Consider the following 24,740-nt stretch of genomic DNA (forward strand, 5'->3'; position numbering starts at 1 on the left):
GCGGATCAGCCGGCCAGCTTGCCGGCGCCCGATACGGATTCGGCTTCCAGGAAATCCTGGGCAAAGCGCTGCAGCACGCCGCCGGCCTCGTAGATAGAGACTTCTTCGGCGGTATCCAGGCGGCAGGTCACGGGGACTTCAACGGTCTGGCCGTCGCGGCGATGGATCACCAGCGTCAGGTCGGCGCGCGGCTTGCGTTCGCCGATGACGTCGTAGCTTTCGGTGCCGTCCAGCGCCAGCGTCTTGCGGTTCACGCCCGGCTTGAATTCCAGCGGCAGCACGCCCATGCCGATCAGGTTGGTGCGGTGGATGCGCTCGAAGCCTTCGGCGACGATGGCTTCCACGCCGGCCAGGCGCACGCCCTTGGCGGCCCAGTCGCGCGAGGAGCCCTGGCCATAGTCGGCGCCGGCCACGATGATCAGCGGCTGCTTGCGCTCCATGTAGGTCTCGATGGCTTCCCACATGCGCATGACCTGGCCTTCGGGCTCCACGCGCGCCAGCGAGCCTTGCTTGACCGTGCCGTCGTCGTTCTTCACCATTTCGTTGAAGAGCTTGGGGTTGGCGAAGGTGGCGCGCTGCGCGGTCAGGTGATCGCCGCGGTGCGTAGCGTAGGAATTGAAGTCCTCTTCGGGCAGGCCCATCTTGTCCAGGTATTCGCCGGCGGCGCTGTCGAGCAGGATGGCGTTGGACGGCGACAGGTGGTCGGTGGTGATGTTGTCGCCCAGCACGGCCAGCGGCAGCATGCCGCGCAGGCCGCGCTCGCCCGCCAGCGCGCCTTCCCAGTACGGCGGGCGGCGGATGTAGGTGCTTTGCGGGCGCCAGTCGTACAGCGGGCTGACGGCGTTCTGGCGGTCGTCCTTGATGCCGAACATCGGGGCGTAGACCTTGCGGAACTGCTCGGGCTTGACCGCGGACTTGACCATGGCGTCGATCTCTTCGTCGCTGGGCCAGATGTCCTTCAGACGGATCTCGCGGCCGTCGGCGGCGATGCCCAGCACGTCGCGTTCGATGTCGAAGCGGATGGTGCCGGCGATGGCGTAGGCCACGACCAGCGGCGGCGATGCCAGGAAGGCCTGCTTGGCATAGGGATGGATGCGGCCGTCGAAGTTGCGGTTGCCGGACAGCACGGCGGTGGCGTAGAGGTCGCGGTCGATGATTTCCTGCTGGATCACGGGGTCCAGCGCGCCGGACATGCCGTTGCACGTGGTACAGGCAAACGCCACCACGCCAAAGCCCAGTTTTTCCAGGTCTTCGGTCAGGCCGGCTTCATCCAGGTACAGCTGCACGGCCTTGGAGCCGGGCGCGAGCGAGCTCTTTACCCAGGGCTTGCGGGCCAGGCCCGCGCGATTGGCGTTGCGCGCCAGGAGGCCCGCCGCGATGACGTTGCGCGGATTGCTGGTGTTGGTGCAGCTGGTGATGGCGGCGATGATGACGGCGCCGTCCGGCATCAGGCCGGGTTCGTTTTCGACCACGCCCGAGATTCCGCGTTCGGCCAGGTCGGACACCGGCAGGCGGCGATGCGGGTTGGACGGGCCGGCCAGCGTGCGCACCACGGTCGACAGGTCAAAGCGCAGCACGCGCTCGTACTCGGCGGTGGCCAGGCTGTCGGACCACAGGCCCGCGGTCCTGGCATAGGTTTCCACCAGCGCGATCTGCTCGTCCTCGCGGCCGGTCAGGCGCAGGTAGTCGATGGTCTGCTGGTCGATCGAGAACATCGCGGCCGTGGCGCCGTACTCGGGCGCCATGTTCGAGATGGTGGCGCGGTCGCCCAGCGTCAGGCTGGAGGCGCCTTCGCCGTAAAACTCCAGGTACGCGCCCACCACTTTTTCCTTGCGCAGGAATTCGGTCAGGGTCAGCACGATGTCGGTGGCGGTGATGCCGGGCTGGGCGCGGCCGCTCAGTTCCACGCCGATGATGTCGGGCAGGCGCATCCAGGACGCGCGGCCCAGCATGACGTTTTCGGCTTCCAGGCCGCCCACGCCGATGGCGATCACGCCCAGCGCGTCCACGTGCGGCGTATGGCTGTCGGTGCCCACCAGCGTGTCCGGGAAGGCCACGCCGTCCTGCGTGTAGATCACGGGGGACATCCGCTCCAGGTTGATCTGGTGCATGATGCCGTTGCCCGGCGGCACGACCTCGATGTTCTCGAAGGCCTGCTTGGTCCAGTCGATGAAATGGAAGCGGTCTTCGTTGCGGCGGTCTTCGACGGCGCGGTTCTTCGCGAAGGCGTCGGGATCGTTGCCGTCGTATTCCACGGCCAGCGAGTGGTCGACGATCAGCTGCACCGGCACGACGGGATTGACCTTGGCCGGATCGCCGCCTTTCTCGGCGATGGCGTCGCGCAGGCCGGCCAGGTCCACCAGCGCGGTCTGGCCCAGGATGTCATGGCAGACCACGCGCGCGGGAAACCACGGGAAGTCCAGGTCGCGGCGGCGTTCGATCAGCTGCTTGAGCGCATCGGTCAGCATGGCCGGTTCGCAGCGGCGGACCAGGTTCTCGGCCAATACGCGCGAGGTATAGGGCAGGCCGTCATAAGCGCCGGGAGCGATGGCCTCCACGGCCGCGCGGGCGTCGAAATAGTCCAGGCGGGTGCCGGGCAGGGTCTTGCGGTACGACTGGTTCATCATGCCTCCGTGCGCTGCAGGGTGCTCTGCGCGATCTGTTGTTCGATGTTGATGCGGGATGCGCGGATGTGGCGCCGCATCAGGATTTCGGCCAGCTCGCCGTCGCCGTCGGCGATGGCGTCAAGAATGCGGTGGTGCTCGGCATAAGCCTGCCGCGGGCGGTTGGGCGTCGTCGAATACTGGATGCGGTACATGCGCGCCAGCTGGTAGAGCTCGTCGCACAGCATGCGGAACAGCATCTGGTTGCCGCTGCCCTTGACGATGCGGTAGTGGAAATCGTAGTCGCCTTCCTGCTGGTAGTAGCCCAGGCCAGCCTGGAAGGCCTCGTCGCGTTCGTGCGCTTCCAGCACGCCGCGCAGTTCGGCGATTTCCGACGGCGGCATGCGTTCGGCGGCCAGCCGGCAGGCCATGCCTTCCAGCGATTCGCGGATTTCGTAGAGTTCGGACAGTTCCTGCCGCGACAGCGACACGACGCGCGCGCCGGCATGCGGCACGCGGACCAGCAGCTTCTGGCCTTCGAGCCGGTGCAGGGCCTCGCGCAGCGGACCCCGGCTGACGCCATGGATGCGCGCCAGCTCCGGCTCGGAAATCTTGCTGCCCGGGGCGATCTCGCCTTTGACGATGGCGGACTGGATCTTGCGGAAAATATGATCCGAAAGCGTCTCGCCATCGCCCGGCGGACTACCCGGCAGGGTCAGCACTTTGCTCATGGTGTCAACAATCTGTCCGGTTTTGGTGGGAAAAATCGGAATAAATGGCGTTGTGGCGCCGGATTGTCAACAATTTACCTCGGGTGAGGAAGCGGCGCAAGCGGCCGGGCGGTTGCTTGCGCGCAGGGGGCGGCCGGGGCGCCTAGCGCTTGTGATGCACCTCCTGGACCCCATAGACCTGCACCGGAATCCCCACCTGCCGGGCCTTCAGTTGCAAGGACAGGTACTGGGAGTAGTGGCGCGACTGATGCAGATTGCCGCCGTGGAACCACAGCGCTTCCTGCTGCGTGGGCTTCCACATGTTGCGCTGTTCGCCTTCCCAGGGGCCCGGGTCCTTGGTGGTGGCGGAACCCAGCCCCCAGCACTTGCCGACCTTGTCCGCGACCTCGGGGCTGATCAGGTCGGCGGCCCAGCCGTTCATCGAGCCGTACCCCGTCGCGTAGACGACCAGGTCCGCGGGCAGCGTGACCCCGTTGGTGAGCACCACGGAATCCTGCGTCAGGCGGCTGACGTCGGTGCGCGACTGCAGCTTGATGCTGCCGTCGATGATGAGATCGCAAGCGCCCACGTCGATGTAGTAGCCGGACCCGCGGCGCAGGTACTTCATGAACAGGCCCGAACCGTCGTCGCCCCAGTCCAGCATGAAGCCGGCGGCCTCCAGCTTCTTGTAGAACTCGGCGTCGCGCTCGCGCATCTGATCGTAGAGCGGCACCTGGAACTGGGCCAGGATCTTGTAAGGCACGGAAGCGAAGGTCAGGTCGGCCTTGCGCGTGGTCATGCCGTTGGCCAGCGCCTGTTCCGAATACAGCCCGCCCAGCCCGATGTCCATCAAGGTCTCGGAGCGGACGATGTGCGTGGACGAACGCTGCACCATCGTGACGTTGGCGCCGCCTTCCCACAGCGCCGCGCAGATGTCGTGGGCCGAGTTGTTGGCGCCGATGACGACGACGTTCTTGCCGCGGTAGGCGTCCGGCCCGGGATGCTGCGACGAATGCTGCTGTTCACCCTGGAATTCATCCTGGCCGGGAAAGCGTGGCACGTTCGCCTTGCCCGACATGCCGGTGGCCAGCACCAGCTGCTTGGGACGCAGCACCACGGGCTTGCCCTCGCGCACTACCGTGACCTCCCATTCCTGCTTCTGCTCGTCATAGCGCGCCGATTCGCACACGGTCGAGGTCCAGTAATTCAGCTCCATCACCTTGGTGTACATCTCCAGCCAGTCGCCGATCTTGTCCTTGGGTGCGAAGACGGGCCAGTTCTCGGGGAAGGGGATGTAAGGCAGGTGGTCGTACCAGACCGGGTCGTGCAGGCACAGCGACTTGTAGCGCTTCCTCCAGCTGTCGCCGGCGCGTTCGTTCTTTTCGATGATGATGGTGGGCACGTCCAGCTGGCGCAGGCGCGCGCCCAGCGCGATGCCGCCCTGGCCGCCGCCGATGATCAGCACATATGGCTGGGTCTGGTAGCCCAGTTCGGCCGCTTCCCGCTCGCGCTTTTCCTGCCAGGTCTGGCGGTCGCGGCTGCTGCCGTGCTCGGCGCCCTTGGGCCGGCGCACGCCGCTGGGCTCCTCGTGTCCCTTCAGTTCCGACATGGTGGTGAGCAGGGTCCAGATCTTGCCGTCCTTGACGCGGATGTGGCCGTAGCCGCGCGCAAGATTGGTATCGACCTGGAACCAGCCTTGCAGCAGGCCGTCGGCGTCGGACACGGCCTCCGCGTCGTCGCGGGTAAAGCGCACCGGCTCGACATGCCGCAGCTGCTGTTGCAGCATGTCCCGGATCTGGTCGCGGCCTTCCAGGGTGCGCAGGTTCCAGCAGAACAGCACCAGGTCGCGCCAATAGCATTCGTCCTGGAACATCTGGGCGACGGCGTCGATGTCCTTGTTGCCCAGCGCGGTGTTCAGGCGCGCAAGCACCGCGTCCAGGGCGGCGTCGGCGGCGTGGTCGGTCGGCATATCTTGTCTCCTTGCCCGTGGCGGGCAGTCGTTGTCGTGGCGGACGTTCCCGTCCGGCGGCGGCCCCGGCCTGTGCCGGACGGTGGACGCCGCCTGCATACATGCAATTGCCGTGCCAGCCGCGGATGCGCGTTGAAATTGCCTTGCCTACGGGAAGCGCGGACCATGGCCGGAAGCCGGCGCCGTGGCGGATGCAACACCTGTGGCGGGCGGGTGTTGCAGCGGCGCGCGATCAGCGCCGCGAGGACAGGCCGTAGCGCCGCATCTGGCGATGAATGGTGGAGCGGTCCACGCCCAGCCGCCGGGCGGTTTCCGAGACATTTCCGGCGCAGCTGGCCAGGGCCGATCGCAGCGCCGCTTCTTCGGCGGTGACGGCGCATCCCGCCGGGGCCAGCGTGTCGGGCAGGTCCTGGGGTTCGATGACGCCGTGCTCGCACAGCGCGGCGGCCACCGCGATCACGTTGGCCAGTTCGCGGATGTTGCCGGGCCAGGCGTGCGCCTTCAGGGCCAGCAGGGCGGCGGGCGACAACACGGGGGCGCCGGACTCGTCCTGATGCCGGGCCAGCATGCGGTCGATCAGCCAGTCCAGGTCCTGGCGTTCGCGCAGCGGCGGCACGGTCAAGGCGGCGGCATTGATGCGGTAATACAGGTCTTCGCGAAAGCGGCCCTCGCGCACCAGCGCGCCCAGGTCGCGGTGCGAGGCCGACACCAGGGCCAGGCGCAAGGCGCGCGGCGCGTTGGCGCCGATGGGCGTGACCTCGGATTCGGCCAGCACGCGCAGCAACCGGCTCTGCAGCGTCAGCGGCATGTCGCCGATCTCGTCCAGGAACAGGGTGCCGCCATCGGATTCTTCGATCAGGCCCTTGCGGCCCTTGGGGGCGGCCCCGGTGTAGGCGCCGGGCAGGTAGCCGAACAGCTCGCTTTCGATCAGGGACTCGGGGATGGCGGCGCAGTTCACGGCCACGAAGCGGCCGGACCGGCGGCTGTCGTCGTGGATGGCGCGCGCCAGGTATTCCTTGCCCACGCCGGTCTCGCCCTGCAACAGGATGGGCAGGCCTTGCCGGGCCAGCTTGGCGGCGCGGACCTGCAGCGAGGCCATCCTGGCGTCGCCGCCATCCAGGCCGCGCAGCGCCGACGGCGTGGCGCGCACCGCCACCGTGGCGCCGCGCTGATGGCGGTTGGGTTCGATGGCATGCGCGAACAGGGCGTCGCCGTCGCGCGCGACGATCAGCCGGTCTTGTGGCGCGCGGGCGCGGGTGTATTGGGGCAGATCGTCCAGCTGCACATCGAAGAAGCGCGTGACGGATTGGCCGATGAGATTGGCCGGGTTGCGCCAGTCCAGGCCGGCGGCGCGCGCCAGCAGCTTGGCGCCGGTATGCGTCATGCCCAGGATGCGCCCGGAGCCGTCCAGCGAGATGGCGGCTTCGGGATCCACGTCCAGGAACTCGGGCGACCGGGCAAAGCGCAGCACCCATTCGTTGCGGGTGCGCGCCATCAGGTTGGCGAGCTCGATGCGGCGCGTGGTGCTGTTGACCAGATGCAGCGCCAGGTTCTGGCTGGTCTTGAGGCTGGGCGAACTGAGCAGCGAGATATCCAGCACGGCCGCCAGTTCGCCGTCGGCGTTGTAGATGGGCGCGGCGGTGCAGGACAGCGGCGTGTGGGTGTTGTCGAAGTGGTCGGTCTGGTGGATGGTGAGCGCTTCGCCCGTTTCCAGGCAGGCGCCCACCGCGCAGGTGCCGGCGCGCGGCTCCGACCATTCCGACCCCAGATAGAGTCCGGCCTTGCGCAGCTTGCTGGTCTGCAGGGCGTCGCCCAGGAATTCCACGGTCACGCCCTGGCGGTCGGCCAGCAGCAGCACGTAGTTCTGGCCGGCGACCTGCCGGAAGAGATGGTCCAGCCCGCTGCGCGCGATGGCGATGAGGGCTTCGGATTGCTGGCGGTGCTCGCGCAGCCGCCCGTCGGGCACGATGTAGGCCTCGCAGGCCTGGGCGGGGTCCAGCCGGTATTGATCCAGGCAGCGCAGCCAGCTGCGCACCACGTGCGCGTCGCGCTGCGTTGGCCGGCCCAGGCCGACCTGTTCGATCTCGCGGATATGGGCGGAGTGCAGGGATTCCTGACTAGGCATGTCGTCTCCATGGTGCGCCCGATCTGCGCCGGATCATTGGGCAGCATGCACAGGAGGAGACTCGCCTGTAAATGCTGGTTATCCAGCAGTCTCCCGATCCAGCGAACGCAGCGGTTCCGGGATGCGGTAGCGCTGGCCGTCGAACTTCAGCGTGCGCGGGGTTTTGCCCTTGCTCAGGGTCTTCTCCTCGCACTCGCCGTGCTGCACTGCCGCACGGGAAGACTCGTACGCGTCGGTCGCGACGATGTCGCGATAACCGCGGGTCAGCGTGCCGCTCATGGCGGATGTGTATCGGAGCATCGGGAGAGGCAGGCGCCAGTCGGGAGGAACCGCGATTCTAATGATGCGCCGCGCCCAAGTTGGGCAGCGCCATCGACGACCCGCCGCCCTCAAACCCCGCACGCATACGTCATGAATTGCCGGAACGCGTCGGCGGGCTTGGCCATGGCCGCGCGCGGATGCCACAGCAGGCCTGCTTCCATCGGCGGCACGGCGTCGGTGACGGGCACGGCTTCGATCTTGCGGCCTTCCAGCGACCAGGGGCGATAGACCATGTCCGACAGCATCGTGATCCCGAACCCGTGCGCCACCAGCCCGCGCAGGGCCTCCATGGAGCGGGTGCGAAAAGCGATGTCGGGCTGCAGGCCATGGGCGCGCCAGTAGTTCAGCGTGGACCGTTCGCCTTCGTCCACTTCCAGCAGGATGTAGGGGTACTGGGCGATGTCCGCGAGCGATGGCGCCGCGGCCTGCAGCAGCGGGTGGCCGGACGCCGTCCAGAGCTGGCGCCGCGACCGCACCAGCACCTGGTGGCCGAACCGGTCCCGCTTGTCCACGTTGGACAGCAGCGCCACCCCCAGCTCGACTTCGCCGCTGGCCACCGCCTTTTCGATCTCGGGCCGGTCCAGGTCCACCAGGTCCAGCACCACGTCGGGGTAGCGCCGGCGAAAGCGCGCCAGCAGGTCGGGCAGGAAGTAGCCCAGCACGGTGTAGGACGCCGCGATCCGCACCGAGCCGCGCAGCGCATAGCGTTGAAAGCCCGGTTCGCGCAGCGCGTCGTCCAGGGAATCCAGCACGTCGCGGGCGCGCTGGTGAAAGTTGTGGCCTTCGGGAGTCAGCGTGACGCCGTGGGGATGGCGGTCGAACAGACGCACGCCCAGCTGTGCTTCCAGTGCCAGCACCGCGTTGGTGACGGCCGATTGCGAGACGTGCTCGTCGGCCGCCGCCATGGAGAACCGGCCCGTCCGGGCGGCGGCGGCGAAGTAGCGCAGTTGCCGCAGGGTGACATCGTTAGCCATGTGTTTATCGAATACCAGCTACCTGAATATATGAATATACGATAGCCATCGCCATTCCTACACTGCGGAAAACACTAAAAACCCACCCCGCAGATTGCAGGAGACAAGTCCCGTGAACGCCCCTCTACCCCCCGGCGTGGCCGATACCCATGGCCTGACGCTGGACGACAAATACACCCGGGCCTCCGGCCGCATCTATCTCAGCGGCACGCAGGCGCTGGTGCGCCTGCCCCTGATGCAGAAGCTGCGCGACCAGCAAGCCGGCCTTAATACGGCGGGCTATGTCTCCGGCTACCGGGGGTCGCCGCTGGGCGGGCTGGACCAGGCCCTGTGGAAAGCCAAGCGGCATCTGAAAGCGAACGATGTGGTGTTCCAGCCCGGCGTGAACGAGGACCTGGCCGCCACCGCCGTCTGGGGCACGCAGCAGCTGAACCTGTTTCCGGGCGCCGAGCGCGATGGCGTGTTCGGCATGTGGTACGGCAAGGGGCCGGGGGTGGACCGCTCGGTGGATGTGCTCAAGCACGCCAACTCGGCGGGCACGTCCGCGCATGGCGGGGTGCTGATGCTGGCCGGCGATGACCATGCCGCCAAATCCTCGTCGGTGGCGCATCAGTCCGAACATGTGCTGATCGCCAGCGGCATTCCGGTGCTGTATCCGTCCAATGTGCAGGAGTACCTGGACTACGGCCTGCACGGCTGGGCCATGAGCCGCCATACGGGCCTCTGGGTGGCGATGAAATGCGTGACCGACGTGGTGGAGTCCAGCGCGTCGGTCGACGTGGATCCGGCGCGCGTGCGGATAGTGCTGCCGCAAGACAGCCTGCCGGCGGGCGGCCTGAATATCCGCTGGCCGGATTCGCCGCTGGCGCAGGAGGCGCGGCTGCTGGACCACAAGTGGTACGCGGCGCTGGCCTATGTGCGTGCCAACAAGCTGAACCGGGTGGTGCTGGATTCTCCGCGCGCGCATTTCGGCATCATGACCGCGGGCAAGGCCTATCTGGACGTGCGCCAGGCCCTCAACGACCTGGGGCTGGACGAGACGGCCTGTGCGCAGGCCGGCATCCGTGTGCTGAAGGTGGGCTGCATCTGGCCGCTGGACGCGCAGGACGCGCGCGAATTCGCCACGGGACTGAAGGAAATCCTGGTGGTCGAGGAAAAGCGCCAGATCCTGGAATACGCGCTGAAGGAAGAGCTCTACAACTGGCGCGACGATGTGCGCCCGCGCGTGTATGGCAAGTTCGACGAGCGCGAGAACGGCGGGGGCGAATGGTCCACGCCGCGCGGCGGCTGGCTGCTGCCGGCGCGCCATGAGCTGTCGCCGGCGCTGATCGCCCGCGCGATCGCGGCGCGCCTGGAGAGGGCGGACCTGTCGGACGCGCTGCGAGCCCGCATCGCGGCCCGGCTGGCCGTGATCGACGCGAAGGAGCGCGAAGCCAGCCGTCCCACCCTGGTCGAAGAGCGCAAGCCCTGGTTCTGTTCGGGCTGTCCGCACAACACGTCCACCCGCGTGCCGGAAGGCTCGCGTGCGGTGGCGGGCATAGGCTGCCACTACATGGCGATGTGGATGGACCGCAATACCGATACCTTCAGCCAGATGGGCGGCGAGGGCGTGGCCTGGCTGGGGCAGAAGGACTTCACGTCGGAACGCCACATCTTCGCCAACCTGGGCGACGGCACCTATTTCCATTCCGGCCTGCTGGCCATCCGCGCGGCGGTCGCGGCGCGCGCCAGCATCACCTACAAGATCCTCTACAACGACGCGGTCGCCATGACCGGCGGGCAGCCGGTGGACGGCGTGCTGACCGTGCCGCAGATTGCCGCGCAGATGCAGGCCGAAGGCGTAGGCAAGACGGTGGTCGTGACCGACGAGCCGGATAAATACACGGGTGCGGCCATACTGCCGGCCGGGGTCGAGGTGCATCATCGCAAGGCGCTGGACGAGGTGCAGCGCGCCTTGCGCGACACGGAGGGCACCACGGTGCTCATCTACGACCAGACCTGCGCCACCGAGAAGCGCCGCCGCCGCAAGCGCGGCGAGTATCCCGATCCGCCCCGCCGCGCCTTCATCAACGATGCGGTGTGCGAAGGCTGCGGCGATTGCTCGGTGAAATCCAACTGCCTGTCCGTGGAACCACTGGACACTCCCATGGGGACGAAGCGGCGGATCAACCAGTCGTCCTGCAACAAGGACTTCTCCTGCGTGGAAGGCTTCTGCCCCAGCTTCGTGACGGCCGAAGGCGCGGTGCTGCGCAAGCCAGGCCAGGCGGGCGGCGCGCCCGCGCTGCCCGAGGCGCCCTTGCCGGACCGCGCGGATATCGCCGCCGGCGCCGCGTACCGCGTGGTGATCGCGGGAGTGGGTGGCACTGGCGTGGTGACGATAGGTGCGTTGCTGGGCGCGGCCGCGCACATCGAAGGCAAGGGCGTGACCGTGCTGGACATGGCGGGCCTGGCGCAGAAGGGCGGCGCGGTGCTCAGTCACGTGCAGCTGGCCAACCGTCCGGAAGACCTGCACGCCACCCGCGTGGCGCTGGGCGAGGCGGACCTGGTGATCGGTTGCGACGCGCTGGTGTCCGCGTCGCCGGAAGTGCTGTCGCGCCTGCGGCCGGATCATGGCCGCGCCGTGGTGAACAGCAGCGCCGCGCCGACGGCCGCCTTCCTGTCGCAGCCGGCCTGGCGGTTTCCGGGCGCGCAGGCGCAGAGCGCGCTGGGGCAGAGCACCGGCGGCAACTGCGATTTCATCGAAGCGGGCCCGCTGGCCGAGGCCCTGCTGGGCGACAGCATCTACGCCAATCCGCTGCTGCTGGGCTATGCCTGGCAGAAGGGCGGCCTGCCGCTGTCGCTGGACAGCCTGCGCCGCGCGATCGAGATCAATGGCGTGTCGGTGGAGAAGAACCTGGCTGCGTTCGAACTGGGCCGGCAAGCCGCGCATCGCGGCGCGGATGCGCTGCGCCCGGCGGCGCCCGCCAGCGTGGTGGCGCTGCCCGAGTCCGTGGACGGCCTGATCAGGCGGCTGGCGGCGCATGTGCGTGACTATCAGGACTCGGCCTATGCGGCGCGCTTCCTGGCGGCGGTGGCGGCGGTGCGGGCGCGCGAATCCGCGCTTCCGGACACGCAGCAATACGAGGTGACGCGCGCCGTGGCGCGCAACCTGGCCAAGCTCATGACCTACAAGGACGAATACGAAGTGGCGCGCCTGTACGCCGATCCGGCCTTCAAGGCCAGGCTGCGCGCGCAGTTCGAGGGCGAGCCGGGCCGCGACTATCGCCTGCGCTACTACCTGGCGCCGCCGGCGTTCGCGCGCCGCGACGCGCAGGGCCGCCTGCAAAAGCGTGCCTTCGGTCCCTGGATGGCGCTGGCGTTTCGCGCGCTGGCGCCGATGAAGCGCGTGCGTGGCACCTGGCTGGATGTATTCGGCAAGACGGCCGAGCGCCGCATGGAGCGTCAGCTGGCGGCCGACTACCTGGCGCTGGCGGAGGAGTTCTCGCGCTCGCTGGATGCCGGCAACCGCGATGCCGCGCTGGCGCTGGCCGGCTTGCCGGATGCGATCCGGGGCTATGGCCACGTGAAGGAAAAGAGCGTGGAGCAGGCGCAGGCCAGGCAGGCCGGCTTGTGGGAACGCTATCGCAACGGGGACCGTGTGCCGCTGGCGGCCTGAACTCGGGGCGGGGGGGCGTGGTGTACGATCCCCCGTCAATGCAGGTCGTGCCGCTCCCCCTGTCTGCCCGGTCATGGAAAACATCCTACGCAAACTTGATCTGACCTCGTTGCGGCTGTTCGTGGCGGTATGCCAGGAAAACAGCATCGCCCGGGCGGCCGAGCGCGAGTTCATCGCGCCGTCCGCCGTCAGCCGGCGCATCGCCGACATGGAATCCCTGATCGGCCTGCCGCTGATAACAAGGCACACCCGGGGCGTGACGGTGACGCCCGCCGGCCAGACCGTGCTGCGCCATGCGCGGCAGATCATCGGCGACGTGGAGGCCATGGGGGCGGAGCTGTCGCGCTTCTACGAAGGGGTGAAAGGCCACGTGCGGCTGGTCGCCAATCTGTCGGCCATCGTGCAGTTCCTGCCCGAGGACGTGGCGGCGTTCCAGCGCCTGTTTCCCGACGTGGACATCGACCTGGAAGAACAGCACAGTCCCGACGTCCTGCGGCTGGTGCGCGAGCGCGCCGCCGACTTCGGCATCTGCAACCAGCTTGCGGGGGCGGAAGGACTGGAGCAACTGCCCTACCGCCGCGACCGGCTTGCGGTGATGCTGCCGGCCAGCCATCCCCGGGCCGCCGCCCGCCAGCTCAGTTTGCAGGACATCGCCGAAGAGACCTTCGTGGGATTGCGCGAGAACAGCGCGCTGACCCAGTTGCTGGCGGCGCGGGCCTCGGAACTGGGCAAGACGCTGTCGGTGAAGATCCGGGTGGCCAGCCTGGACGCGCTTTGCCGCATGACGCATGCCGGCCTGGGCATCGCCGTGATGCCGCAGCAGGTGGCCGAGCTGTACCTGCAATCGCTGGACGTGGTGGTCCGTCCCCTGTCGGATGATTGGGCCAGGCGCCAGCTTTGCATCGTATTTCCCCGCCAGGACCAGCTGTCGGCCACCGCAAGCACGCTCGTCAAATTCCTGGCCCAGCAGGGCTGAGGCATCGCCATTGGCGATGGCGGACCTGCCAAGAGGACACTTCGGCATTCCTGGCCAACTTCGTATAGTCAAAGCGCGTTCATCGCCGGTACGGGGCATACAGACCCCGCTGCGCCCCATACGGAGACATCATGACCCCAACCCGCATCCTGGCGAGCTGTGCGCTCGCGCTTGGCGCCCTGTGCGCCGCGGCCGCCGCCGTGGCGGCAGGCTACCCGGATCGTCCGATCCGCCTGATCGTGCCGACTTCGCCCGGCTCCACCGCCGACATGGTGGCGCGCGTGGTGGCCGAGAACCTGGGCAAGACGCTGGCCCAGCCCCTGATCGTCGAAAACCTGGCCGGCGCGGCGGGCATACCCGGCACCCGCCAGCTGGTGTCGGCCAAACCGGACGGCTACACGCTGGCCATCGTGTCGTCCAACCACGCCATCAACCCCAGCCTGTACAAAAGCATGCCGTACGACTCGGTCAAGGACATTACGCCGATCTCCGTCATCGGCACGACGCCGCTGGTGGTCGTGGTGGCGCAGAACTCGCCCTATCGCACGATGGCTGACCTGCTGAAGGCGGCGCGCGCGCAGCCCGGCAAGATCAACTACGGCTCTTCCGGCAGCGGCAGCGTCCTGCATCTGGCGGGCGAGCTGCTGAAGTCCAAGGCCGGCGTGGACATGATGCATATCCCGTACCGGGGTGGCACCGCGCTGATCACCGATGTGATGTCGGGGCAGATCCAGGTGGCCTTCCTGGCGGTGCCTTCGGTGCTGGCGCAGGTCCAGGCAGGCAAGCTGCACGCCCTGGCCGTCAGTACGCCGGAGCGGGTCGCGGCCCTGCCCGATGTGCCTACGCTGGACGAGGCTGGCGTGAAGGATTATTCCTATGACGCGTGGATCTCGCTGATCGGGCCGGCCGGGCTGCCCGCCGATATCGTCCAGAAGCTGCAATCCGCGACCCAGCAGGCCATGCGCGAGCCGGCGGTGCTGAAGACGCTGACGCCGCAGGGTTTCGTGGCCCAGGGCAGCAGCACCGAACTGGCGGTCCAGACCCTGGCCGCGGAAATCTCCAAGAGCCAGGCGCTGGTCAAGGCCGCGGCGATCACCGTTGAGTAGTCCCCAGGCCATGACCGCTTCATTCGTACTCGATGTTCCGGCCCGCCTGCTGTTCCTGTCGCAGGATCCCGCCTGTGTGACCGCGCAGCTGGCGGGCGCCGCGTCCGATCCGCGACTGGCCGCGCCGCTGCGCGACGACATCTCCACCGACGAGATCACGCCGGTGCCGATCCTCACGCACTTCGACGAGAAGCTGGGCCGTTACCCGTACACGGGATTTCGCGCTGGCGACACCCTGCCTGTCGACATGGATGCGATCAGGCGGGCCGGCGTCAACGTCGTCGTGGCGGGCAAGCGCTACGGCAAGGGCTCGTCGCGAGAGCACAGTCCGATGGCGGAGAAATCGGCCGGCGTGCGGCTGGTGATTGCGGAGAGCTTCGAACGCATCTATCGCCAGAATGCCGACAACATCGGGCTGTACACCAGCACCGACCTCGGCCTGGCGGACCGCCTGCTGCGCGGCGAGTCCGTCACGGTCGACGAGATCGTGGCCGGACGCGACGGGCTGGCCGCGGCCATCGTCAAGGCGGGGGGGCTGCTGGCTTTCGGACAGGCGCAGCTGAGCGGCGTCGCCGCGCACGATGACGGGGCGGGCCGCAAGGAGGAGGACCCGGCGCCGCGCACCCTGTTCGAGAAGATCATCCAGCGCCACCTGTTGCGAACGCCCGTGACGGCGGCGGCGCCCGAGCAAGGCACGGGCGTCTTCATCCGGGCGGACTGGCGCTTCATCCATGAGTACTACACCGGCATGGCCGCCCATATGCTGCATGCGCGCTTCGGGCGTCCGCTGCGGCTGGTGGACGCCGAACGCATCGTGGTCTTTGAAGACCATACTTCCTACGTAGCCGAAAGCCCGAACCATGTGCGGGCGGGCATCGTGCCCAATGTGCGCGCCATGTGCCAGGCGCAGCGCGACTTCGTCGATGCCTACGGCCTGCGCCAGCACCGCACGCTGACCGAAGACGAGGCGGCCCTGGACCCCGGCGCCAATGTGGCGGGCATTTCCCACGCCATGATGGCGGAACACTATGCGCTGCCCGGGCAGGTGGTGGTGGGAACGGATTCGCATACGCCGCACAGCGGCGCGCTGGGTTGCGTGGCCTTTGGCGTGGGCACCACCGATATGGCGAACGCCTTCGTCACGGGCGCCGTGCGGCTGACGGTGCCCGCGTCCCTGCGCGTCGAGCTGAGCGGCGCGCTGCCGCCGGGCGTGACGGCCAAGGACGTCGTGCTGCATCTGCTGGCCCTGCCTGAGATCCGCGCCGGGGCCGGGGTGGGCAAGGTCTTCGAGTTTGCAGGCGAGGCGGTCGCCGGACTGTCGATCGACGAGCGCGCCACGCTGACCAACATGACCGCCGAATTGGGCGGCCTGACGGGCATCGTGGCTCCAGACGCCGAAACCGCGCGCTTCCTGCGCGAGCGCCGCGGCGTGGACGCCGGCATCGAACCGTGGATGCACAGCGATCCGGATGCCGTCTATGCCGCGACCTTGCGGGTGGCTTGCGGCGAGCTGACCCCCCTGGTGGCGGCGCCGGGCGATCCGGGCAATGGCGTCGCCCTGTCCACGCTGCGGGACCGGCCGCGTATCGATATTGCCTACGGCGGCTCCTGCACGGCCGGCAAGCGCGAGGATTTCGATCACTACCACGAGGTGCTGGCCTGGGCGGTGGCGCGCGGGCTGAAGCTGCCCGCTGGTGTCACGCTGTATCTGCAGTACGGCACCACGGCCGTGCGCGACTACTGCATCGCGCAGGGCTACGACCGGACCTTCGCCGCCGTCGGCGCGCGCATCCTGCAGCCATCTTGCGGCGCGTGCGCCAATTGCGGGCCGGGGTCATCCACCGATGCCGCGCAGGTGACGATCAGCGCCATCAACCGGAATTTCCCGGGGCGCTCGGGCCCGGGCCGCGTCTGGCTGGCCAGTCCGCCCACCGTGATGGCCAGCGCCCTGGCGGGGGAACTGACGTCGTTCGCGGAATTGCAGGCGCGTCACGCGCCCTGAGCCGGGCGTCCGGAGTCAGCCGGCGCCGGCGTCGCCGCCGGCAGGGTCCGTATGGCGCCGCGACAGGACGATGACGCCGTCCGTATCCGCATAGAGCCAATCGCCCGCGCGGATCGCGATGCCGTGGAACCGCACCTGCTCGCCCGCCGCGGCCGGCGCCATGGCCGCCGGCCGGTTGGGCATGGCGCCCAGCGCGTGAACGCCCAGCGGCATCCGCGCCAGGACCGGCGTGTCGCGCACATGGCCGTTGATCAGCACGCCGCTCCAGCCGTTCTGCACGCCCAGGGCCGCCATGCGGTCGCCCAGGATGGCGTGGGCGGCGCTGCCCATGCCGTCCACCACCAGCACCCGGCCCAGCCCGGGCTCCGCCAGCAGCCCCGCCAGGGACAGTGCGCCATCCGCCGCAGGCGAGGGCACGGCCACCACCTGGCCGAAGTACCACGACCGCCCGCCGTAGGACTTGAAGATGGGCGGGAGCACGCGCAACCCCCAATCGGCGTAGTCCATGCAGGCGTCGCACAGGTCGGCGGTAGTCCAGTTCACGTCGGGGGCGCTGCGGTAGCTGGGCGGAGTGAAGGCCTGGGTCATGGATATGGGTCCGGGGTTCGGTTTGGACAAGTGCACGCGCACCCGTGCATATTGCCATGCGGCGGCAACTAGGGTTCCTACCACTTCGCGCGCCGCGAAGCCCTGCTTAACGAATCCTTAATTGGCAGCCAACCTGGCCTGCGTCAGAGTGCGCAACAGAGAAAACGGCCGTCAGATGCCGTTTCCGGCCGCGCGCTCCGGCACGGCCCGCCGCAAGGCACCCCGCACGGAAAACACGCTATCAAGATGTGAACCCGGGAGACACCGGGAGCTTGCTGATCGGCCGTGGCCGTCTGGCCGCGGTTCCCCATGTTGGTCCGAGGAGACAACAATGAGCAAGAGCTGGAAGACGCTGGTTGCGGCGGTGGCGGTGATGGCGGGCGGATGGGCGCAAGCGGCCGACGCGCCGCCGGATATCAAGTTGATGCAGTTGTCGGTTGGCAAGATCGAACTGGACAAGGGCTTCATGACCGCCATGGTGGACGTGGGCACCAAGATCAAGATCCCGGTGCCGGCCTATGTGATCCAGCACCCGCGCGGGCTGGTGCTGTTCGATACCGGCATGAACCAGGCCACCGCCGACGGCAATTGCGCCAATTACTGGGGCCAGGGCCTGTGCGGCGCCTTCAATTCCATCCAGGGTCGCGACGAGGTCGTCGACCGCCAGCTGAAGGCCGCGGGTTTTGACGTCGCCGACGTGAAGTACGTGGTGTACTCGCACTTCCACCTGGATCACGCTGGCAACATCAAGATGTTCCCCAAGGCCAAGCATGTGGTGCAGAAGGCGGAATTGCGCGCGGCCTGGTGGCCCGAGAAGTTCCAGCGCGCCGCCTACGTCATGAAGGACTTCGACACCACGCGGGACTACGACTTCATCCAGGTCGAGGGAGACTTCGACCTGTTCGGCGACGGCACCATCGTGTTGCTGGACACCAAGGGCCACACGCAGGGCCATCAGTCCCTGCAGGTGAAACTGCCGAAGACGGGCACGGTGCTGCTGGCGGCGGACGCCATCTATACCGGCGAGAACGAGGCCGGCGTGATTCCGGGCATCACCTGGAACACCGCGGCGTCCATGCTGGCCATCGACCGCCTCAAGCAGATCCGCGACGCGCGCCAGGGCCAGCTCTGGTACAGCCACGACGCCGAGCAGCACGCGCTGAACGCCAAGACCAAAGTCTTCGACTGAAGGCGCGCCATGCAGCCTGCCGTTGTCTTGCACGAGGTCTGCAAGTCGTTCGGGCCGCGCCAGGTCCTGGACTCCCTGAGCCTGTCCGTCGGCGCCGGGGAGATCGTGGGCCTGCTGGGGCCGAACGGCAGCGGCAAGACCACCACGTTGCGCCTGATGGCGGGCTTCTACACGCCCGACAGCGGGCGCATCACGATCCGCGGCCGCCAGCCGGCGGCGGGGCGCGGCAATGCGGACATCGGCTATCTGCCCGAACGCGCGCCGCTCTACGACGCGCTGACCGTGACGCAATACCTGGAGTTCGGCGCCGGCGTCAAGGTGGAGGGCGGCGCCCCGGCGCGGCGCCGGGCCATCGAGCGGGCCATCGACGGCTTCGACCTGCAAGGCGTGGCGCGCTCGGTGATCGGGCGCCTGTCCAAAGGGCAGCGCCAGCGCGTGGGGCTGGCGCAGGCCGTGCTGAATGATCCGCCGGTGCTGCTGCTGGATGAAGCCACCAATGGCCTGGATCCGGTGCAGATCGTGGAAGCGCGAGCGATGATCCGGCGCTGCGCCGAAGGGCGCGCGGTGGTGTTCAGCAGCCATCTGATGCAGGAGGTGGAGGCGCTGTGCACGCGCATCGCCATCCTGCGCCAGGGCCGGCTGGTGGAGGACGCGGCGCTGGGAGAATCCCGGAACGCGCTGCAGCTGCAGCTGGCCTTGCCCGTGGCGCGGCACGCGGCGTTGCTCGCGGCCATCTCCGCGTGCCCGGGTGTCAGGAGCGTGGACGTCGCCATCCTGGACGCGGACCACAGCAAGTGGCGCATCGGCTGGGAGAGCCCCGCGGCAAGCGGCTCCGGCTGCGACGCGGTGTTGCGCGCGGCGCTGGCGCACGCCGAGTTGCGCGCCGTGCTGCCGATGCGGGATGCGGTCGAGGCCCGCCTGCTGGCGGCGCTGGCCCCGAACGATCCTCAGATCCGGAGACGGGCATGAAGGGCTTCGCGGCGCTGTACCGGAAGGAATTGCGCACCGACTTCGGCTCACCCGTGGCGCTGGTGGTCGTCGCGGTGTTCTGGGCGCTGTCCGGGTACCTCTTCAGCTTCAACCTGTTTTTTGTCAGCACCGGCCAGATGGTCACCGCGTTTCACAACATGACCATCCTGCTGATCCTGGTGATGCCGCTGGTCAGCATGCGTGCCTTCGCCGAGGAAGCGCGGCAAGGCACGCTGGAATTGCTCTTGACCTTGCCTTTGTCGGACTTCACCCTGGTGGCGGCCAAGTACGCGGCGGGGCTGACCATGCTGGCGCTGATGCTGGCGGGCACCATGTCGGCCGTGCTGCCGCTGACCTGGTACGGCGAACCGGACTACGGTCCCATCGCGGGCGGCTATATCGGCGTATTCCTGTACGGCGCGCTGTTCCTGGCCATCGGCATCGCAGTGTCCAGCGCCTGCACCAACCAGATCGTGGCGGCCAGCGCCACCTGGGGCATCCTGGTGCTGCTGTGGTTCATCGACTATCCGGCCGCGCTGGACGCTTTCCCCGCGCTGTCGCCGTTCTTCCAGGCGCTGTCGCTGTCGGCGCAGCACGTGGACTTCATCCGGGGCGTGCTGCCCGGCCCCGCCACCGTCACCCTGGCCAGCGTGGCGGTGCTGGCGCTGATGGTGGCCACCGTCAACCTGAAGCGCTGGAGGCTGCGATGAGCCGCCAGGCCCTGCGCCGCGCCGGCCGGCGCCTGTCGCTCTGGTTGCCGGTGCTGGCCGTGGCCGCGCTGCTGCTGGCGCTGAACCTCTGGGCCGCCCGTCATCTGGGCCGCGTCGACCTGACCGCGCAGCGCTTATACAGCCTGACGCCGGAGAGCATCGAGGTCGCGCGCCAGATCCGGCAGCCGGTGGACGTGACCTGGTTTTACGACCTGCGCAACAAGAGCATGGTCGACGCGCTGGAACTGCTGCGCCAGTACGAGCATGCCAATCCGCTGATCCGCGTGCGCGGCGTGGATCCGGCGCTGCGCCCGGCCGATGCCCGGGCCGCCGGCATCCAGTTCGCGGGCAGCGCGGTGCTGGCTTCCGATGCGCGCAAGTTGACGATCAACGGCGGCACCGAAACGGATTTCACCAACGCGCTGATCCGCATCAGCCAGAACGGCGCGCAGACCGTCTGCTTCACGCAGGGCCATCGCGAGGCCACGCTGGACAGCCTGACGTCGCTGGATGACCTGGAAGAGCACGACGGAGACGAGAACCTCGTGGCCCGCGTGGAAGTGCACGAACAGCACGGCCTGGCGATGGCGCGCAACGCCTTGCAGACGCTGGGCTACGCCACCCGCTCGGTCAACGCCGGCGGCCTGGAGCAGGCCTTGCCGCGCTGCGCGGTCGTGGTGGCGGCGGGGCCGCGCACGCCTTTCGGCGAGGACGACGCGCAGGCGCTGCGCCGATGGACCAACGCGGGCGGCAAGACCCTGCTGCTGCTGGAGCCGGACACGCCGCACGGGCTGGACCCGCTGTTGCGCGACTTTGGCATTGCGCGGCCGCCCGGCGCGCTGGCCGATCCGGGCAGCCACTACCGCAATGACCCCGGCAGTCCGGCCGTCAGCGACTACACGCGCCACAAGATGACTCGCGGCCTGCCGCTGAGCTTCTTCCCTGGCGCCGCCGGCCTGGAACCGGCTGGCGATGGCTTGCCGCCCGGGGTGGTGGTGACGCCGCTGGCGCAGACCTCCGCCGAGGCGCACCTGCCGGGCCAGCCCCCGTCCCGCTACACGCTGATGGCGCTGGCCACGCGCAATGCGCAGGCGGGCGGTGCGGACGGCTCGGCGAGGCCCTCGCTGCTGGTGGCGGGCGATAGCGATTTCGCCGTCAACCGCCATTTCGCGACGCTGGGCAACGGCGCCCTGTTCACCAACGCGGTCACCTTGCTGGCGGGCGAGGATGCGCTGCTCGCGATCCGGCCCCGCCATTACGAGAACCGCCGGGTGGAACTGACCAACCGCCAGATGCGCGCGGTGTTCTGGACCAGCACGGTGGCCTTGCCCTTGCTGGCGCTGATGGCGGGCCTGCTGCTCTGGTGGAGGCGCCGGTGAACGCGAAGCGTGTCATGTGGCCCTTGCTGCTGGCGGCGGGCATCGCGCTGTCGGCGTGGCAATGGCATGAGGCGGCCGGGCCGCCGGCCGCGCATGGCGGCCATGCGCATCTGCATGATGACAGCGGCAAGCCCGCGCGGCTGTACGCGTGGGACGCGGCTCAGGCCGCGCAGGTGACGCTGGCCACGGCTGGTGGTTCCTTGATCCTGACGCGCGGCCCGCAAGGCTGGAGCGCGTCGCCGCAAGGGCGGGCGCAGGGGTTCGACGCCGGCGCTTTCGTAGCGCTGTTCTCCCAGGCCCGCAGCGACCGCGTGCTGGCGCCGCAAGCCGGAGAAACCTATGGCTTGAACCCGCCGCGATTGCGCATCGAGGTGCGCGACGCGGCCGGCGTTCGCCTGGCCCGGCTCGACGTCGGCGCGCTCGCGCCGGATGGGCTAGGCCGTTATGTCCAGCTGCCGGATGAGGCGCAGATCCGGATTATCCCCGACTATCAGACACGCGCGCCGCTGGCGGCGATGCTTGAGGAAAACCCGCGGCCGGCGGCCACTCTATCGCTTGTTAACCCCGGTTTGCACAAAGATAAATAGGTAGCCGATAAACGCATACCTATACTTCGCAAACATACACAGGCGGGTCCGCCAGTCGCCAGTTCCGGGGCTGGCGAACCAAGCCAAAAAAAGCGCCTTCCGTACCTTGCCAAATGCACTTCGGCGGGGCACGGCAAGGTTCATGAAGAGACAAGGGCGCGACGGGCGCGCCCAGGGCGCAAGCCCGCACGCCTTGTGGCGTATTCGATGCCGCCGCGGCCGTGCTCAGCGTATTGGGAGAAGACGCTTGACCTTGGATCTACTGCCTCTCGCCCTGGTGGACGGCGTGGCGTACGCCAGCCTGCTGTTCCTGGTATCCATGGGACTGACCCTGGTGTTCGGCGTGATGGGCATATTGAATGTCGCCCACGGCGCCTTCTATGCATTTGGCGGCTATGCCGCCGCCAGCCTCGTCATGTTCCTGGCGCCCAAGACCGATTCCCCGTTGCTGCTGTTCGCCGCGCTGTTCGTCGCCGCCATCGCGGTCGGGCTGGCGCTGGGCAGCATCATGGAATTCGTGCTGATCCGCCGCGCCCAGAATTACGATCCCATCCTCAAGCTGCTGATCACCTTCGGCGGCTTCCTGATGCTGGAAGACATCCAGCGCCTGCTGTGGGGCGCCCAGCCCTATAGCGCCAGCGAAGTCGTGAACCGGCTGGGCAATATCGAGATCGGCGACATCACCTACACCACCTACCAGCTGGTGGTGGTGCCGGTCACCGCGTTGCTGGCCTATGTGTGCCTGGAGTATTTCCTGCGCCACACCAAGCTGGGCAAGCAGACGGTCGCCACCACGCACAACCGCGAGGTCGCGACCTCGCTGGGCATCAACGCCAAGAAGATCGGCTACGTCACCTTCGTGATCGCGACCATCCTGGGTGCGTTGGGCGGCGCGCTGGCCGCGCCCACGACCTCGCTGGTGCCGGGCGCGGGCACGGACATGACGGTCCTGTCCTTTGCGGTGGTCGCCACCGCGGGCCTGGGGCAGATCACCGGCGCGCTCATCGCGGCGCTGCTGATCGGCATCATCCGCGCCATCGCCGTGTACGCGGCGCCCGAACTGGAAGTGGCGGTGCCCTACATCATCATGGTGCTGGTGCTGATCATCCGGCCGCACGGCCTGTTCACCGTGGCTCAAGCGAGGACGATCTGATGAAAGTCGCCGTCCTGAGCCTCCTGGCCGCGCTGGCCACGCTGTTTCTTGGCTACACCTATTCCTGGACCATCACGCCTATCGTCATCGGCCTGACCTATGCGATTGCCGCCCTGGGCGTGTCGGTGATGGCGCGCGCCGGCCAGATCTCGTTCGGCCACGCGATGTTCTCCTGCATCTCGGCCTACACCGTGGCCTTTCTTGCCCGCGCCATGCCGGGCGCCGACGCGCTGGCGCTGATCCTCGCGGGCGTTGCCGCCAGCTTCGCGGCCGCCGTCGTCATCGGCCTGTTCGTGGTGCGCTACCGCGGCATCTTCTTCGGCATGCTGAACCTGGCGCTGAGCATGGTGCTGTTCGCGCTGCTGGGCAAGCTCTATACGCTCACGGGCGGCTCCGACGGCATGCGCATCGTGCGTCCCACCATGGCGGGCATCGCCATGGAGCGCGAGTCCTTCGAGCGGGCGCTGCTGGTGCTGACGCTGGTGCTGTCGCTGGCGCTGGCCTGGTGGGTGCAGCGCTACTTCCGCTCGGGCAGTGGCCAGGCCCTGTCGGCCATCAAGACCAACGAGACGCGCATCGAGTACCTGGGCTTTTCCGCCTACTTCATCATGTGGAAGGGGTATCTGCTGTCGGCCGTGGTGGTCGGATTCTCCGGCGCCATCCTGGCCCTGATGCAGGGGCTGGTCACGCCGGAAATAGGGTCCTGGCTGCGCTCGGGCGAGTTCGTGTTCATCACCATCCTGGGCGGGGCGGGCCATGCCGCCGGGGCCTTCCTGGGCGCGGTGGGATTCGAGACCGTCAAGCTGGTGTCGGCGGCGTACTTCCCGGGACTGTGGCAGTTCCTGCTTGGCCTGACGCTGATCCTGGTGATCTTCATGTTCCCCACGGGTTTCGTCGGGCAGATCATGAAGCGCGTCAAGGCGCAGGACCGGGCCCAGCGCCGCACGCAGGCCCGGGTGCAGGCCCCGGCAAGGAACTGATGATGAAACCCCTCATTCAAACCACGGATCTCTACCTGGCCTTCGGCGGCGTGGTCGCCGCCGACAACATCAATTTCGAGCTGCATGAAGGGGAGCGCCTGGCGGTGATCGGGCAGAACGGCGCGGGCAAGACGACCTTCATCAACATCTGCACGGGCTATCTGGCGCCCGCCAAGGGCAAGGTGTACTTCGACGGCAAGGACGTCACCGCCATGGCGCCGCGCAAGATCGTGCGCCTGGGGCTGGGCCGCTCCTTCCAGTTGCCGCAGCTCTTCACCGAGCACACCGTGCGCCAATGCGTGCAGATCGCGGCGGCCCGCCGCAACAAGGAACTGAGCTGGTTCCGGTCGCTGGAAAGCACCATCGACGAGCGCGAAGTGGACGCCACGCTGGACCTGGTGGGGCTGCTGCCCGAGGCCGACGAGGCCTCCATCGAGCTGCCCGAAGGCAAGCGCAAGCTGCTGGATGTGGCCATGGCGCTGGCGCTGCGCCCCAAGCTGCTGATCATGGACGAGCCCACCAGCGGCGTGGCCTCCGAAGACAAGTTCGCGCTGATGGAGACGGTGATGCACGCGCTGGACGAACGGCGCGTGACGAGCTGGTTCGTCGAGCACGACGTGGACATCGTGTCGCGCTATGCCACGCGGGTGGCGGCCTGGATCGCGGGCAAGGTGGCCGCGGACGGCTCGCCCCAAGAAGTCTTGAACAACGCGCAGATCAAAAGCGAAGTGCTGGGGGCCTGAA

General features: G+C 68.2%; 19 protein-coding genes. 12 read left to right on the forward strand and 7 right to left on the reverse strand.

Translation table 11 applies throughout. From position 1 onward, the window contains the following. Positions 1-5 precede the first annotated feature (5 nt). The 6 genes from acnD to HLG70_RS25205 form a co-directional block, all read right to left on the reverse strand. Complete coding sequence (gene acnD, locus HLG70_RS25180; RefSeq protein ID WP_171662879.1) at positions 6-2,624, reverse strand: Fe/S-dependent 2-methylisocitrate dehydratase AcnD; 2,619 nt, start codon at positions 2,622-2,624, stop codon at positions 6-8. After that, positions 2,624-3,334: a GntR family transcriptional regulator gene (locus HLG70_RS25185; protein ID WP_171662878.1), complete on the reverse strand. Its 711-nt coding sequence runs from the start codon at positions 3,332-3,334 to the stop codon at positions 2,624-2,626. Before HLG70_RS25185 ends, acnD begins: the two co-directional genes overlap by 1 nt. A 142-nt stretch (positions 3,335-3,476) precedes the next feature. Next, the gene (locus HLG70_RS25190) at positions 3,477-5,282 is read right to left on the reverse strand and encodes an NAD(P)/FAD-dependent oxidoreductase (protein ID WP_171662877.1); all 1,806 of its coding nucleotides are present in this window, start codon (positions 5,280-5,282) and stop codon (positions 3,477-3,479) included. 232 nt (positions 5,283-5,514) lie between these two features. After that, positions 5,515-7,407, reverse strand: a complete 1,893-nt coding sequence (locus tag HLG70_RS25195) for a sigma-54-dependent Fis family transcriptional regulator (RefSeq protein WP_171662876.1) — start codon at positions 7,405-7,407, stop codon at positions 5,515-5,517. Between the two features lie 78 nt (positions 7,408-7,485). Continuing rightward, positions 7,486-7,686 (reverse strand): hypothetical protein, encoded by a 201-nt coding sequence (locus HLG70_RS25200; RefSeq protein ID WP_213697136.1) that lies wholly within the window; start codon positions 7,684-7,686, stop codon positions 7,486-7,488. 110 nt (positions 7,687-7,796) lie between these two features. After that, positions 7,797-8,702, reverse strand: a complete 906-nt coding sequence (locus HLG70_RS25205; protein WP_171662875.1) for a LysR family transcriptional regulator — start codon at positions 8,700-8,702, stop codon at positions 7,797-7,799. Positions 8,703-8,814: 112 nt separating this feature from the next. Between HLG70_RS25205 and HLG70_RS25210 the strand changes: the two genes are divergently transcribed. The 4 genes from HLG70_RS25210 to HLG70_RS25225 all read left to right on the forward strand — a co-directional run bounded on the left by HLG70_RS25210 (position 8,815) and on the right by HLG70_RS25225 (position 16,441). Beyond that, positions 8,815-12,357 carry an indolepyruvate ferredoxin oxidoreductase family protein gene (locus HLG70_RS25210; protein ID WP_171662874.1) on the forward strand — a complete coding sequence of 1,181 codons (3,543 nt, stop codon included), beginning with the start codon at positions 8,815-8,817 and terminating at the stop codon, positions 12,355-12,357. 73 nt (positions 12,358-12,430) lie between these two features. Beyond that, positions 12,431-13,333: a LysR family transcriptional regulator gene (locus HLG70_RS25215; RefSeq protein ID WP_171662873.1), complete on the forward strand. Its 903-nt coding sequence runs from the start codon at positions 12,431-12,433 to the stop codon at positions 13,331-13,333. Positions 13,334-13,464: 131 nt separating this feature from the next. After that, the gene (locus HLG70_RS25220) at positions 13,465-14,439 is read left to right on the forward strand and encodes a tripartite tricarboxylate transporter substrate binding protein (RefSeq protein WP_171662872.1); all 975 of its coding nucleotides are present in this window, start codon (positions 13,465-13,467) and stop codon (positions 14,437-14,439) included. 10 nt (positions 14,440-14,449) lie between these two features. Continuing rightward, positions 14,450-16,441 carry an aconitase family protein gene (locus HLG70_RS25225; RefSeq protein ID WP_171662871.1) on the forward strand — a complete coding sequence of 664 codons (1,992 nt, stop codon included), beginning with the start codon at positions 14,450-14,452 and terminating at the stop codon, positions 16,439-16,441. A 15-nt stretch (positions 16,442-16,456) separates the two neighbouring features. On the opposite strand, the gene rraA is transcribed toward HLG70_RS25225, so the two are convergent. After that, positions 16,457-17,029 carry a ribonuclease E activity regulator RraA gene (gene rraA / locus HLG70_RS25230; RefSeq protein ID WP_213697137.1) on the reverse strand — a complete coding sequence of 191 codons (573 nt, stop codon included), beginning with the start codon at positions 17,027-17,029 and terminating at the stop codon, positions 16,457-16,459. 331 nt (positions 17,030-17,360) lie between these two features. On the opposite strand from rraA, the gene HLG70_RS25235 reads away from it, so the two are divergent. The 8 genes from HLG70_RS25235 (at position 17,361) to HLG70_RS25270 (ending at position 24,739) form a co-directional block, all read left to right on the forward strand. Next, on the forward strand, positions 17,361-18,218 hold the full coding sequence (locus tag HLG70_RS25235) for an N-acyl homoserine lactonase family protein (protein WP_171662870.1): 858 nt from the start codon (positions 17,361-17,363) through the stop codon (positions 18,216-18,218). Positions 18,219-18,227: 9 nt separating this feature from the next. Further along, the gene (locus tag HLG70_RS25240) at positions 18,228-19,187 is read left to right on the forward strand and encodes an ABC transporter ATP-binding protein (protein ID WP_171662869.1); all 960 of its coding nucleotides are present in this window, start codon (positions 18,228-18,230) and stop codon (positions 19,185-19,187) included. Beyond that, positions 19,184-19,897 (forward strand): ABC transporter permease, encoded by a 714-nt coding sequence (locus HLG70_RS25245; protein WP_171662868.1) that lies wholly within the window; start codon positions 19,184-19,186, stop codon positions 19,895-19,897. Before HLG70_RS25240 ends, HLG70_RS25245 begins: the two co-directional genes overlap by 4 nt. Then, positions 19,894-21,276, forward strand: a complete 1,383-nt coding sequence (locus HLG70_RS25250; RefSeq protein ID WP_171662867.1) for a GldG family protein — start codon at positions 19,894-19,896, stop codon at positions 21,274-21,276. Before HLG70_RS25245 ends, HLG70_RS25250 begins: the two co-directional genes overlap by 4 nt. A gap of 14 nt (positions 21,277-21,290) precedes the next feature. Next, a complete protein-coding gene (locus HLG70_RS25255) occupies positions 21,291-21,863 on the forward strand; it encodes an electron transporter SenC (protein ID WP_171662866.1) in 573 nt (190 codons plus the stop codon). Positions 21,864-22,110: 247 nt separating this feature from the next. Next, entirely contained in the window at positions 22,111-23,016 is a 906-nt protein-coding gene (locus tag HLG70_RS25260; RefSeq protein WP_171662865.1) for a branched-chain amino acid ABC transporter permease, read from the forward strand. Beyond that, positions 23,016-23,996: a branched-chain amino acid ABC transporter permease gene (locus tag HLG70_RS25265; protein WP_171662864.1), complete on the forward strand. Its 981-nt coding sequence runs from the start codon at positions 23,016-23,018 to the stop codon at positions 23,994-23,996. Before HLG70_RS25260 ends, HLG70_RS25265 begins: the two co-directional genes overlap by 1 nt. A gap of 2 nt (positions 23,997-23,998) precedes the next feature. Then, complete coding sequence (locus tag HLG70_RS25270; RefSeq protein ID WP_171662863.1) at positions 23,999-24,739, forward strand: ABC transporter ATP-binding protein; 741 nt, start codon at positions 23,999-24,001, stop codon at positions 24,737-24,739. Position 24,740: the final 1 nt, after the last annotated feature.

Source organism: Achromobacter deleyi, assembly GCF_013116765.2.
Lineage (GTDB): Bacteria > Pseudomonadota > Gammaproteobacteria > Burkholderiales > Burkholderiaceae_B > Achromobacter > Achromobacter deleyi_A.